At 52.5% G+C, this 13943-nt stretch carries 12 protein-coding genes; 6 read left to right on the plus strand and 6 right to left on the minus strand.

Annotation, left to right across the window (positions count from 1 at the left end):
• Positions 1 to 24: 24 nt before the first annotated feature.
• Genes yjiA through EVX52_RS07140 form a run of 3 tightly spaced genes read right to left on the minus strand, consistent with a single transcriptional unit; the run spans position 25 to position 3443 of the window.
• Positions 25 to 996 carry a GTPase gene (yjiA, locus tag EVX52_RS07130; protein WP_129990968.1) on the minus strand — a complete coding sequence of 324 codons (972 nt, stop codon included), beginning with the start codon at positions 994 to 996 and terminating at the stop codon, positions 25 to 27.
• A 30-nt stretch (positions 997 to 1026) separates the two neighbouring features.
• The gene (locus EVX52_RS07135; protein WP_129953656.1) at positions 1027 to 1230 is read right to left on the minus strand and encodes a YbdD/YjiX family protein; all 204 of its coding nucleotides are present in this window, start codon (positions 1228 to 1230) and stop codon (positions 1027 to 1029) included.
• 59 nt (positions 1231 to 1289) lie between these two features.
• Entirely contained in the window at positions 1290 to 3443 is a 2154-nt protein-coding gene (locus EVX52_RS07140; protein ID WP_129990969.1) for a carbon starvation CstA family protein, read from the minus strand.
• 358 nt (positions 3444 to 3801) lie between these two features.
• Between EVX52_RS07140 and EVX52_RS07145 the strand changes: the two genes are divergently transcribed.
• From EVX52_RS07145 to EVX52_RS07160, 4 genes are all read left to right on the plus strand, one after another.
• Positions 3802 to 5238: a glycoside hydrolase family 1 protein gene (locus EVX52_RS07145; RefSeq protein ID WP_129990970.1), complete on the plus strand. Its 1437-nt coding sequence runs from the start codon at positions 3802 to 3804 to the stop codon at positions 5236 to 5238.
• 225 nt (positions 5239 to 5463) lie between these two features.
• Positions 5464 to 5883: a translesion error-prone DNA polymerase V autoproteolytic subunit gene (locus tag EVX52_RS07150; protein ID WP_129953653.1), complete on the plus strand. Its 420-nt coding sequence runs from the start codon at positions 5464 to 5466 to the stop codon at positions 5881 to 5883.
• A gap of 2 nt (positions 5884 to 5885) precedes the next feature.
• The gene (locus EVX52_RS07155) at positions 5886 to 7151 is read left to right on the plus strand and encodes a Y-family DNA polymerase (protein ID WP_129953652.1); all 1266 of its coding nucleotides are present in this window, start codon (positions 5886 to 5888) and stop codon (positions 7149 to 7151) included.
• Between the two features lie 347 nt (positions 7152 to 7498).
• Complete coding sequence (locus tag EVX52_RS07160; RefSeq protein ID WP_370278326.1) at positions 7499 to 9133, plus strand: mechanosensitive ion channel family protein; 1635 nt, start codon at positions 7499 to 7501, stop codon at positions 9131 to 9133.
• Positions 9134 to 9175: 42 nt separating this feature from the next.
• Here EVX52_RS07160 and EVX52_RS07165 read toward each other — a convergent pair whose 3' ends face one another.
• Complete coding sequence (locus EVX52_RS07165; RefSeq protein WP_129953650.1) at positions 9176 to 9619, minus strand: ester cyclase; 444 nt, start codon at positions 9617 to 9619, stop codon at positions 9176 to 9178.
• A 118-nt stretch (positions 9620 to 9737) separates the two neighbouring features.
• On the opposite strand from EVX52_RS07165, the gene EVX52_RS07170 reads away from it, so the two are divergent.
• The gene (locus EVX52_RS07170; protein WP_129990971.1) at positions 9738 to 10649 is read left to right on the plus strand and encodes a LysR family transcriptional regulator; all 912 of its coding nucleotides are present in this window, start codon (positions 9738 to 9740) and stop codon (positions 10647 to 10649) included.
• A 105-nt stretch (positions 10650 to 10754) separates the two neighbouring features.
• Here EVX52_RS07170 and EVX52_RS07175 read toward each other — a convergent pair whose 3' ends face one another.
• Complete coding sequence (locus EVX52_RS07175; protein ID WP_129990972.1) at positions 10755 to 11615, minus strand: aldo/keto reductase family oxidoreductase; 861 nt, start codon at positions 11613 to 11615, stop codon at positions 10755 to 10757.
• Positions 11616 to 11710: 95 nt separating this feature from the next.
• Here EVX52_RS07175 and EVX52_RS07180 point away from each other — a divergent pair, with 95 nt between their 5' ends.
• Positions 11711 to 12631, plus strand: coding sequence for a LysR family transcriptional regulator (locus EVX52_RS07180; RefSeq protein ID WP_129953647.1), 921 nt, complete (start codon positions 11711 to 11713; stop codon positions 12629 to 12631).
• A gap of 74 nt (positions 12632 to 12705) precedes the next feature.
• Here EVX52_RS07180 and mntP read toward each other — a convergent pair whose 3' ends face one another.
• The gene (gene mntP / locus EVX52_RS07185) at positions 12706 to 13281 is read right to left on the minus strand and encodes a manganese efflux pump MntP (RefSeq protein WP_129953646.1); all 576 of its coding nucleotides are present in this window, start codon (positions 13279 to 13281) and stop codon (positions 12706 to 12708) included.
• Positions 13282 to 13943: the final 662 nt, after the last annotated feature.

Here is a 13943-nt window from a genome sequence, read left to right on the forward strand (position 1 = left end):
CCGCTTTTCTTTAGGTCAAATTGGTCAGATTAAGCAGACTGGTCGCAGCCGCGCAAAGGCCTCGCGGATTTCGGTTTCGGGCAACTGCATGCCAATGAAAACTAACACACTGTGCGGTGTTTCGTCCGGTTGCCACTCGCGATCCCAGTCGGCGCTGTACAGCCGCTGCACGCCCTGAAACAACAGGCGGCATGGCTGATCGGCTATCCATAACATCCCTTTATAACGCATCAGGTTATCTGCAAAACCGGCGAGCAGTTCTTCCATCACCTTCGATATCGCCGTCAGCGCGACCGGGTAATCCAGCTCCACGACAATTGAAGAGACGGCATTTTGCTCCGGCGCGACGCGGTAGAACAGCGGTCTGGCGGCGACCACGTTCTCCTCCAGCATAAACCCACGGATATCAAACAGCAGCGCCGGATCGATGTCACCCTGAATCATTCTATAAACCGGTGCACGTGCATTGATTCGTTGCAGCCGCTCTGCCAGTTCAGGGCATTCACCGGCCACATCAGTCTTGGTCAGCACGATGCGGTCAGCATAACCAATCTGCGACTGCGCCAGAGGAAATTGATCCAGCTGCGACATGGCATGAACGGCATCCACCAGCGTGATAACTCCATCTAACACGTAACGCTCACAGATAATCTCATGGGCGAAAAACGCCTGAAGGATCGGGCCGGGGTCGGCCATGCCGGTACATTCAATCATCAGCCGGTCAAACTGCACCTCATCTTTATCGACACTGTCCAGTAAATCCAGCAGCGCCGCTTCCAGTTCTCCCGAGCGGGTACAGCAGATGCAGCCATTGGACAGGGTGGTAATACGTGTGGCACGGTCACCTATCAGCTGGTTGTCGATCGGTATTTCACTAAATTCATTCTCGATCACCGCAATTTTCATCTGGTGCTGCGTATGCAAAATCTGGCGTAAGAGTGTGGTTTTCCCTGCACCCAGAAAGCCTGTTAATACTGTGACTGCAATCGGTGTCATGTTTGCCTTCCTGCTAATAACGGCGCCCTCTTAACAACAGCGCATTCCGCCTTTACCGTCTCCGCCATAACGCGCCTGCTGGCGCTCACGGAAAAATTCCTCGTAGGTCATCGCAGGCGTATCCGGGTGGTTGGTCTGCATATGCAGAACGTAGGTGTCGTAATCCGGTATGCCCACCAGCATACGTGCAGCCTGTCCGAGGTATTTCTTCGCTGCACCTAAGTTGTCAAACATACATACTCCTTTGAATTTAAACTGAAAAGCCCCGGAGTGCGGGGCTTTCAGAAAAACAATCAATGCCCGGAGGAGAGTTTTATTCCTTCCGCCGGTACCGGCACATAAGGCGTTTCCTTATCGGTACGCTTGTCTGTTTTACGTGCCTGCAGGCAGGCGCGGATACCGTAGAAAATGATGCTGTACACCACAATCAGGAACAGAATACTCAGCCCGGCGTTGGTGTAGTTGTTGATCACAATGTGATGCATATTGCTGATTTGCTCCGGAGTCAGGTTCGCGCCGCCTGCGCTGATGCGTTCTTTATACTGACCGGCCATGTAGAAGAAGCCTTCCATCTGCGCATTGGTGCTGAACAGTTTCATCCCCAGCGCCCAGGTGGTGCAGATAAGCAGCCAGATAGCAGGCAGCAGGGTGACCCAGATATATTTCGTGCGTTTCATCTTCACCAGCACGACGGTGGCGAGGATCAGGGCGACGGCAGCCAGCATCTGGTTAGAAATCCCGAACAGCGGCCACAGACTTTTTACGCCGCCCAGCGGATCGACCACGCCCTGATACAGCAGATAACCCCACAGGCCGACACAGCCTGCGGTACCGATAATCCCGGCGACCAGCGAATCGGTCTTTTTCAGGAACGGGATAAAGTTACCCAGCAAATCCTGCAACATAAAGCGGCCGGAACGCGTCCCCGCATCCAGCGCGGTCAGGATGAACAGCGCTTCAAACAGAATGCCGAAGTGATACCAGAAGCCCATATCGGCCAGCGGCATAATTTTGTGGAACACATGCGCAATACCTACGGCAAGCGTTGGCGCGCCACCTGCGCGGTTCAGCACCGACGGTTCACCGATATCCTTCGCCGTCTGCATAATCTGCTCAGGCGAGATAACAAATCCCCACGAGCTGACGGTGGCGGCGGCATGTGCCGTGACGTCTTTCAGCTGTGCCAGGATCATCGGCGCATTATCGCCGCCCAGTTCGTGCAGGTTTGGCATGGTAATGCCCAGACCTGCCGGTGGGGTATTCATGGCAAAGTACAGACCCGGCTCGATGATCGATGCCGCTACCAGCGCCATCACCGCGACAAAGGATTCCATCAGCATGGCACCGTAACCGATAAACCGTGCATCTGTTTCGCAGGCCAGCAGTTTAGGCGTGGTGCCGGAGGCGATCAGCGCGTGGAAACCCGATACCGCGCCGCAGGCAATGGTAATAAACAGGAACGGGAACAGCGCACCTTTCCACAACGGACCTGTACCGTCAATGTACTGGGTCAGGGCCGGCATTTTCAGTTCCGGATTGAGGATGACGATACCGATCGCCAGTCCGACGATGACGCCGATTTTCAGGAACGTTGCCAGATAGTCGCGCGGCGCCAGGATCAGCCACACCGGCAGCAGGGCAGAAATAAACGCATAACCAATCAGAGTAAAGGTAATGGTAGTGTCTTTGAAGGTCAGCGCCGGACCCCAGTACGGATCACTGGCGATAACGCCGCCGAACCAGATTGCCGCGACCAGCAGAACAACGCCAATCACTGAGATCTCACCCACGCGACCTGGCCGGATAAAGCGCATATAGATGCCCATAAACAGGGCAATCGGCACAGTGGAACAGACGGTGAACACTCCCCACGGACTTTCCGCCAGTGCTTTCACCACGATTAAGGCCAGCACCGCCAGAATAATAATCATGATCAGGAAACACCCGAACAGGGCGATAGTGCCCGGCACCGGTCCCATTTCTTCTTTGATCATTTCGCCCAGAGACGCACCGTTACGGCGTGAAGAGATGAACAGCACCATAAAGTCCTGCACCGCACCGGCCAGAACCACGCCGGCCAGCAGCCACAACACGCCCGGCAGATACCCCATTTGTGCAGCGAGCACCGGACCGACCAAAGGGCCGGCTCCGGCGATGGCAGCAAAGTGGTGGCCAAACAGCACGTTGCGGTTGGTCGGCACATAGTTCAGACCGTCATTGTTGATCACTGCGGGCGTCGCGCGCGAAGGATCGAGTTTCATGACCTTTTGTGCGATATACAGACTGTAATAGCGATAGGCCACCAGATAGACCGAGACAGAGGCCACGACTATCCACAAAGCGCTGATATGTTCACCCCGCCGCAGGGCAACCACGCCCAGACAGCAGGCACCGAGGAGGGCAACAATCATCCACGGTATGTGCTTGAATAATGTTTTTTTATTCATAAATAACCCGGTTATTTTAAAAGGACTCACGAAATACCCTTCTCTGTTTTCTTTATTAAGGATCTCTTTCAGAGAGGCAGGGGCCTGTTTTATGTGCCTGCATAGGGTGCCAAATTCGCGGGCGCGGAGGGGGGAAACTTGGTCAGCGGTCACAGAGGCAGATAAGCGGTTATTACGCGGGATAAGCGGTTCCGGGAGTGATTAATGCAGCAAAATCTGTGATTTAGATCACTGGGTCGGTTACGCGTGAAAGTCCGGACATCGGCGTAACTTTTCTGGCAGAGCCGTCTTTTGGCAGGTAAATTACTCCCTTGCTAAATGATCCGAGGGATCACCAGACACGTTCAGGGAGTTTTTTATGAAAGGTAAGTTTCCGCAAGACTTTATGTGGGGTGGGGCAACGGCGGCAAACCAGGTTGAAGGCGCTTACGATCAGGATGGCAAAGGGCTGTCGATTGTCGATGCGATCCCGGGTGGTAAAGACCGTTTAAACATCGTTTCCTCCCCGGAGTTTGACTTTACCCTTGATCCTGCAAAATATACGTATCCCAATCATAAAGGTATCGATCACTATCATCGCTTCCGGGAAGATATCGCGCTGTTCGCAGAGATGGGATTCAGGTGTTACCGTTTTTCTATCGCCTGGACCCGCATCTATCCGAACGGTATTGAGCAGGAACCCAACGACGCGGGGCTGCAGCATTATGAGCAGGTGATTGATGCCTGTATCGCACACGGCATCGAACCGGTGATCACGATTTCCCATTATGAGATGCCGCTCCATCTGGCTACAGCATTTGGTGGCTGGAAAAACCGTGAACTGATTGGTCACTTTGAGCGTTTTGCCCGCACGGTGCTTACCCGCTTTGGTCATAAAGTGAAATACTGGATGACTTTCAATGAGATTAACAGCGCGGCGCATTTCCCGATCATGAGCCAGGGGCTGACGGTGAAAACCGGTGCGCTTGAGGCTCAGGCGAAATTCCAGGCGTGGCATAACCAGTTTGTGGCCAGCAGCCTGGCGGTAAAAATAGCCCACGAAACCCACCCGCAAATCCAGATGGGTTGCATGATCCTGTTTGCCACCCATTACGCTTATGACTGTAATCCGGTCAATCAGCTGGAAACCCTGAAAGAGACTCAGGCGTTTAATTTCTACTGCGCCGACGTGCAGGCCGGTGGTAAATATCCTTACTATGCCAAACGGTTGTGGCAGTCGCAGGGCGTCGAACTGGATATTCAGCCGGGTGACTTAGCGCTGATTAAAGAGCATACGGTGGATTACATTGGTTTTAGCTACTACATGTCTTCGACCATCAACAAAACCAGTCCGGACGCGGTTTCGGCACAGGGTAATCTGCTCGGCGGCGCGCGCAATCCGTTCCTCGAAGCCAGTGACTGGGGTTGGGAAATCGACCCGGTTGGTCTGCGCATTGCCCTTAATCAGCTGTACGATCGTTATGAAAAACCGCTGTTTATTGTGGAGAACGGGCTGGGCGCCGTCGATAAACCGGATGAAAACCACTTTATTGCCGATGATTACCGTATCAATTATCTGCGCCGGCACATTGAAGCGATGGCTGAAGCGATTGAAGACGGCGTGGAACTGATGGGATATACCCCGTGGGGGTGCATCGATCTGGTGAGTATGTCTACCGGCGAGATGAGCAAACGCTACGGTCTGATTTATGTCGACCTCGACGATAAAATTTCCGGGACGGGGAACCGTTACAGGAAGAAATCGTTCCACTGGTATCAGAAAGTGATTGAGACCAACGGCGCAGATATCAGCTGATATTCCCCGGCCAGTCCTGAGTACAGTCCGGGTTATGCCCGGACTGTACTCACCGACCTCCGTTCCCTCAAATCCTAAAAATTTACAGTCTGGCAAACCCTTAATTTAAAGGCTTTTACTCAGCGCGGTACGCAGCAGAAGCACCGCCGCCTTTAAAGCCTCTTGCTTTCCATCAGGGATAAATAATACTGTATATACATACAGTTTTCCTTGATGGTGATTACAATGCAGTTCCTCACGCTTAACGAGCCACGGCAGATCCTGGCATTCCCCTTGTTCAGCGACCTTGTCCCCTGCGGGTTCCCGAGCCCGGCGCAGGATTATGTTGAGCGGCGTATTGATCTCAATGAACTGATGATTCAGCATCCGAGTGCCACTTATTTCGTGAAAGTGACCGGTGACTCAATGATTGACGCCGGGATTGGCGAGGGCGATTTACTGGTCGTGGACAGTTCCCGTAAAGCTGAACATGGCAATATTGTCATTGCTGCGGTTGACGGTGAATTCACGGTTAAGCGCCTGCAACTGCATCCGGTTGTCATGCTCCGGCCTGAAAATAGTGTTTATGCGCCAATCATCATTGGCAGCGAAGAAAGCCTGGAAGTTTTCGGCGTAGTGACCTATATCGTGAAATCTGCGAGCTGACTATGTTTGCACTGTGTGATGTGAACTCTTTTTATGCTTCCTGTGAAACGGTATTTCGCCCCGACCTGAAGGGGCGGCCGGTGGTCGTTTTATCCAATAATGACGGCTGTGTTATTGCCCGTTCTGCTGAAGCATATCCATTTGTAAAAATGGGAGAACCGTATTTTAAACAAAAAGAAGTGTTCAGGCGTCATGGCGTAGTTTGTTTTAGTAGTAATTATGAACTCTACGCGGATATGTCCAACCGGGTAATGACCACAATTGAGGAGATGGTGCCACGCTGCGAAGTATACTCAATTGATGAGGTTTTTTGTGACCTGACGGGCGTGCGCAATTGTCGCGATCTGACGGAGTTTGGGCGTGAAATCAGAGCCACTGTTCTGCAACGTGCGCATCTGACGGTTGGGGTCGGTATCGCACAAACCAAGACGTTAGCCAAACTGGCTAATCATGCAGCAAAAAAATGGCAACGGCAGACGGGTGGCGTTGTTGACTTGTCAAATGTCGAACGGCAAAGAAAGCTTATGGCGGCGTTACCCGTGGATGAAGTCTGGGGAGTCGGCCGGCGGATCACGAAGAAACTGAAGTCTATGGGGATCGGGACGGTGCTGCAGCTGGCAGACACTGATATCCGGTTCGTCAGAAAACATTTCAACGTTGTGCTGGAAAGAACGGTGCGTGAGTTACGGGGTGAACCGTGTCTTGAGATGGAAGAGTTTGCGCCGGTAAAGCAGGAAATTGTTTGCTCCCGCTCGTTCGGTGATCGGATCACGGAATATGAGCAGATGCGTCAGGCTATCTGTAGTTATGCTATCCGGGCAGCGGAAAAGCTCCGCAATGAACATCAGTATTGCCGGTTTATCTCCGCGTTTATTAAAACGTCTCCCTTCGGATTAAATGAGCCTTATTATGGATCCAGCTCATTCGTTAATTTGCTGACGCCGACACAGGATAGCCGGGATATTATGGTTGCGGCGACGCGCTGTCTGGATGCTATCTGGAAAGAGGGGCATCGCTATCAGAAAGCCGGGATTATGTTGGGCGATTTTTACAGTCAGGGTGTGGCTCAGCTGAATCTTTTCGATGAAAACGCACCGCGACATAATAGCCAGAAACTGATGGGCGTATTGGATTATCTGAATGCCAGGAAGGGGCGTGGAACGCTTTATTTTGCCGGGCAGGGCATACGGCAGCAATGGCAGATGAAGCGTGAAATGCTCTCGCCGAGATATACCACGCGATATCAGGATCTGCTCGTTATTAAATAATTACCGCCATGCCTCGTTTAAAATAAATATTATTGCTTCGCATTTTAAATAGCCACGTTTTACCTGCGGGCGGTTGCTGGTGCAGATACAGTGACTGCCGCAGGCCCGCCGCCTGCGTTTAACCATATCATCTGACACACCTGACATTGGTAGGTCAGGCGCAGTTAATAAAAAAAGATGCCTGATCGCTAGTAAAAATTTCCCTGAGTAACTAGCATTTATCCAAGATTGATTTTAATTAAAAGACTTATTTCACGATGACTTATCTTGAAATTTTTAAGTCAGCGTCTTGATCCTACCGTGTTTGTGTTGGGAGTCTGTAGATGGGTGACAGCAGGTTGAGGGTGATGGAGTTACTGGCCTGGCTGAGAAAGGGCAGACTGTGCGTTTTGCTGGCGTGGCTGGCATTTTTTGGCTCCTTTCATCTGCAGGCAGCTGAACCCCGGCAGATGCCGTCTGATCAGGAAAAAGCCCGCACTGTGTTTATTTTTCATCAGCCGGTTGTGATGTTGCAGGCAACGTTCGGCTTGTCCACGCCGGAAGAGCGTGTGTTGCGTATCCGTAATACGCTGCGTTCGCTGAACGGCGAGGACATCCGCCATCCGGTGCAGATCCTGTCTGTGCAACGTTATGGTCAGCAGGGGCGGTTGTTTGTAATCAATGGTAAGCCACTGATGTTGCTGTCGGAAAGTGATCTGGATGAAGGCGATGACCTGACGCTCGATCAGGCCGCGCAGCGTGTGCTGGCGCGCTTCAACACACAACGCACCTCGCTGGCAGAGCAGTATTCTTCCTCGTATCTGGCGATCGCGACACTCAAAGTGGTTGCGGGTACCGCTGTGCTTATTCTGCTGTACTACGCGGCGTTTACATCCTGGGCTAAAGTGAAAGCGTATTTCACGGCAAGGATTTTGCTGAAGAAAGGGTGGATCCCGTACCGGTGGCGCAGTTTGCTGGGTGCGGTTGAAGTGCATTTATACGCCATTTTGATAATTTTTCTGAGCATCGTGGCGTTTTATCTCTGGCTGAGCTGGTTGTTCCGTTTATATCCGTGGACGCGTATCTGGGGGGAATCGCTGGGTGACTGGTCAGTCGATGTGGTGCAAAAAATCGCTCTGGCGATTGTGTCGGCGTTCCCGGGCTTGATGATCGTGGCAATCATTTTCCTCATTACGGCGTTTATTCTCAAGCTGCTAAAAATACTGTTAAAACGGGTTGAGACCCGAAAAACGCAGGTGCCCGGCCTGCACCCTGAAACGGTGGGCGCGACTCGAAAACTGATTTCTGTCATGGTCTGGCTGTTTGCGCTGTCTGCGGCCTATCCGTTTTTGCCGGGCGCAAACTCACTGGCCTTCAAAGGTGTCAGCGTATTCTTTGGCCTGATGCTGACGTTGGGATCTGCCGGCGTGATGAACCATGCGATGAGCGGACTGGTGCTGATTTATTCCCGGGCGCTGCGTAAAGGCGATGTGATCCGCATCGGCGATAACGAAGGACTGGTGAGTGAAATCGGCATGCTGGCGACCAAAATTATCACCCGTGAAAGTTACGTTGTCACCGTGCCGAATGCTGTGGTGGTCAGTGGCAAAATCACCAATCTCAGCGCACAAAATCCGGGGGGCGGTGTCAACCTGACAACCAGTGTCACCATCGGTTATGACACGCCCTGGCGGCAGGTGCACGCCATGCTGGAGCTGGCCGCCAGCCGTACGCAGGGTATTGATCTTCAGCATAAACCGCTGGTACGTCAGCTCAGTCTGATGGACTGGTATATCGCCTATGAACTGCAGGTGCATCTCCGTCCGGGCGAATCCCTTGCCACAGTAAGAAGCGAATTACACAGCCATATTCAGGACGTCTTCAACGAATTTAATGTGCAGATTATGTCGCCGAATTTTGTCAATCAGCCGGAAACAGCCGTCATGGTGACTCAGGACAACTGGTTCGCCGCACCGGCCTCGCCGCCGGATAATCCGAAATGAAAGAGAGGGAACCGGTCAGCCCGTGCGGCGAATTGTCCGTTTTTAACCCTGCGGCGGGAACTGGCCGAGTTGCATGAACGCGCCAAACCAGTCTTCCAGATGCCAGGTGGTGGTGATGCGTTCGCCATTCAGCTCATGGAATTCATGCAACCGGATGCTGACAAATTTGCCTGTAGGCTCGATGCCCATAAAGTTGCCGTTATGTGTGCCGGTAATTTCTGCACGCACGGCAATCTTCCCCGGCGTCTGAAGGAGATCGTGAAGGGTGATCTTCACGTCCGGAAAAGCTTCAATAAATCCCCTGATGATGGGTTTCAGCCCTTCGGGGCCGGAAGCCTGTCCGGGGGCGAGGGGAATATCTTTCCAGTCCGGGGTAACTGCCTCATCCATTAAGTCCGGATTATGCAGGCTGAAAGCCTGATAGATTTTTTCAACTGCCTTACGTTCCGCTATAAGTCGATTTGCCATCTCGTTATTGTCTGACATCGCTAAATTCCTCTGGCTGAATGCATTTTTATAGGGTTAATGTGGTGCACGCAGCGAGTATCCCATTTGTATCAGTCATAATTGAAATAAGAAAAGCATATAGAGGAATATACGTTTTATGGATTTTAAGGGCCTCGACCTGAATCTGTTGGTCGCGTTTGATGCGCTGATGGAAGAGCGGAATGTGACCCGTGCCGCCAGCAAAGCGGCGGTCAGTCAGCCGGCGATGAGCGCGGCATTGTCGCGCCTGCGAACGCATTTTGCAGATCCGCTGTTTATTCGCAGTGCTTCCGGTTTGTTGCCTACCGCCAGGGCAAAAGAGATCAGTTTACACGTGTCAAAAGCGCTTAACGAACTGAGTAATCTGCTGGCTCCGGACGACAATTTTGCGCCGGAGAACAGAAAAATGTCCTTTACGCTGGGTACGTCTGAATACCCGCTGATGGTGCTGCTGCCCGGCATTATGCGGGCGATCAGCGAACAGGCGCCCGGTGTGGCGCTGCATGTGCGGACATTTACCGACCGCGATGCGTCCGTGTCGATGCTGGATGCCGGTGAGGTGGATCTGGTGATCGGTATTCCCCCGACCCGGCCGGAAAACCGCATCTTGTCACTGCCTCTGTTCAGTGATGAATTTGTCACACTGATCCGCCGCGACAATGATGCGGCTCGCGACGGCATGACGTTAGAAGCTTATCTGGCAATGAGCCATATTCTGGTCTCGCCGGAAGGAAATCATTATGGTCTGGTCGATGAACAGCTCAGAAAAATGGGGCTGACACGGGAACTCCGCCTGACGCTGCCGACCATGGCGGGTGTTGCCGGTGTTGTGCAGCAGACGGGATATGTTGCAACCGTATTGAAACGCAGTGTGATAGTCAGCGGGAAACATCAAAATATCGTGATGACGCCGCCGCCGGTAGCGCTGCCGGAAATCCCGTTTTATCTGTTATGGCACCGGCGTTCGGATGACAGTAATGCGCAGAAATGGCTGAGGAAACTTATCTGTGCACAGGCCCGCGAATTGTAGTGAACAGCCGGATACCGTTGACGTGATCTGACCGTTAATATGACAGCGCAGATTCAGCCATCCCGAAAAACGTCCCCTGCATGATGCGCAGGGGACGCGTGACGTCTAACCCGCCATTCCGTTCAGGGTTTCCATTACCTCATCTGACAAAGTTACCTTCGCACTGGCCAGATTTTCCTGCAAATGTTGCGGTGATGAGGTGCCGGGGATCAGCAAAATGTTCGGCGAGCGTTTCAGCAGCCAGGCCAGCGCCACCTGCATCGGTGTTGCCTGCAATTGTGCCGCGACTTCATCAAGCCGCGCTGACTGCAAAGGCGAAAAACCGCCCAGCGGGAAGAACGGTACATAAGCAATCTCCTGTTCCGCCAGACTGTCGATCAGCGCATCGTCGTGACGGTTCGCCAGATTATACATATTCTGAACACAGGCGATGGTCGTCATTTTCTGTGCATCGGCGACCTGTTTTGCCGTCACATTGCTCAGGCCGATATGGCGGATCAGACCGCGTTCCCGGAGCCTGATCAGCGTTTCCAGCTGCGGTTCCAGCGATCCTTCTTTCGGCTGATGGACATCGAGCATGCTGCGCAGATTCACCACATCCATCACCTCCAGCCCGAGATTGCGCAGGTTATCTTCCACCGCCAGCGTCAGTTCCTGCGGGCTGAAAGCCGGTAACCAGCCGCCTTTTTCATCGCGTCGCGCACCCACTTTGGTCACGATGCGCAGATTATCGGGATAAGGATGGAGGGCTTTTTTGATCAGCTTATTGGTTTCATGCGGGCCATAAAAATCGCTGGTATCGATGTGATTAACACCCGAAGCCACGGCATCACGCAGCACCTGTATGCCCCGTGCTTCATTGCTGACCGGGCCAAAAACGCCGGGGCCAGCCAGTTGCATTGCACCGTAACCTAAGCGCGCCACTTCTCTGTCGCCGAGGCGGTAAGTCATTGAGGGTTGTGTCATGGAATTCTCCTGTGTGGGTGTTCATCGATTGTAGCCGCACTCAGCTTGTGCAACTATCCGGTGAAATCAGGACAAACTGTACGGAGTGACGCACAATGCCGATGGATATCGCGCTGTTGCATGCAGTAGTAGAAGTGGCGAAAGCGGGGGGATTTCGTGAGGCGGCACGCGTCACGGGCAGCAATCCATCCCGGTTGAGCGATGCGGTGCGCCGTGCTGAACAGCAGCTCGGCATCCGTCTGTTTCACCGTACCACGCGTGCAGTGGTGCTGACTGAAGCGGGCAGAGCATTGCTCGAGCGGCTAATTCCGGCCATGAAAGAGGTGGATGCGGCACTTGACGCTCTCAACCGTTATCGCAATACGCCCGGTGGCACGCTGCGTCTGAATGTGCCGGTTAGTGCAACCCGGCTGGTTTTGCCTGCGCTGGTGCCGGAGTTTCTGCGGCGTTATCCGGATATTCAGTTGGAAATCATTGCCGAAAGTAATGTACAGGATGTATTTCGTGACGGTTGTGATGCGGGGATCCGTTATGACGAACGCCTTGAACTGGACATGGTGGCTATCCCTATCGGGCCGCGCCGTCAGCGTTATGCTGCGGCGGCCTCCCCGGATTATCTCAATACGCATGGCAGGCCATCGCATCCGCAGGAGCTAATACAGCACCGGTGTCTGCGTGGTCGCTATGCCAGCGGGATCATGCCGGACTGGGAATTCGAACATGAGGGGGAAAGCCTCAGCGTGCAGGTGAACGGCCCGCTGGTGGTCAGTGTCGGCGGCGCGATGGATCTGGCGCTGGAAACGGCGGTGGCGGGTACTGGCATTATCTACCTGTTTGAAGAATGGCTGCGGCCTGCCATTGCCAGCGGCAAACTGGAGGCTATCTTGCAACCGTGGTGGCTGTCGTTTTCCGGGCCGTATCTTTACTACAATGACAGGCGCCTTATCCCTGCGCCGTTACAGGCGTTTATCGATTTTGTGCGTGAAGATAATCTGAACCGGGATTTTTCTGTTTAACAGGGGCAGGGAAAAGAAAGAAAACATCCAATGATCAAGAGGATACAAAATCCTCTTTTTTATGTCTGAAAATCTCAGCCCAGCAGGCCAAGATGCTCCACAAGAATGGATGTACCGATACCGATCAGCACCACGCCACCCAGAATTTCGGCCCATTTACCCATTGCGGCACCGAGGAACCGGCCAAGCAGCATACCGGATGTTGCCATAATAGTGGTGGCGGCACCGATAGTCAGTGCCATCACCAGAATATTCACCTGAAGGAAAGCCAGACCGACTCCGACGGCCATGGCATCCAGACTGGTTGCGACGGCTGTCGTGACCAGCAGCCAGAAACCATGACGGCGCGGTGCCAGTGTATCTTCTACCGCTTTATCTTTCCTGAAGGCTTCCACAATCATACGGATACCGAGGATCAGCAACAGGGTGAATGCGACCCAGTGATCCCAACTCATAATAAACTGACTGGCCGCCAGACCGATTCCCCATCCGATCACCGGGGTGATGGCTTCAATCACGCCAAAAATAAGCCCGGTGCGTAATGCCTCTTTCAGCGGTGGCCGGTGCAGAGAGGCACCTTTGCCAATTGCCGCAGCGAAGGCATCCATGGACATACCGAACGCCAGAATGAGAATGGTATAAAGTTGCATAAAACGGACCAGTCAGGCCTTCGGGAACAAAAAAGGCGGGTTATTCGTTGAGATGCGCAGTTTGCCACAAAACTAAAAATAGAAAAACCTTTATTTTCAATGTGTTATAGTCTTGGTTAAGAAAGTTAGCATAGGCTATATTTGATTGAAATAACCGCAAACTGATGAAAATGGCAACGCGAAGTAGCAAAAACATCAATCATCATAACAATACAGAATGAGTGGGGTTTATACAAAGAATCTGACTGACTCATGATATGAAAGAAATAAAAGTCACCACGCTGAACTTCACCGGCGGCTACTCAGCACTGGAAAATGACTGAAAGAGTTCAGGTTCACTGTCATCAGCCGTAACACCGGGTGTTCATAAAATCATTCAGCTCTCCCCAAGTGCGGGGGGTATAAACGGCACTGGCGCTGAGCATATGCTGCTTATACCTGCCAGCTACAAAACACTATCTGGCTGATCAATACAGAAATTTATCCATATCTGCCTCTGTGCAGAGGGATAAGCCCAGGTCTGTAAAGGCACTGGCTGTGAGGTTTCGGATCCCTCGTATGGATTGAAATCAATTATCTCTACAGTTCATCCTACATACGCTTTGTTTAAGAATGTATTTTTAACAGGCAATGTAAAAAAATGAAATGTAACAATGATTATC

The organism is Rahnella sp. CFA14(1/10) (assembly GCF_004195095.1).
Lineage (GTDB): Bacteria > Pseudomonadota > Gammaproteobacteria > Enterobacterales > Enterobacteriaceae > Rahnella > Rahnella perminowiae.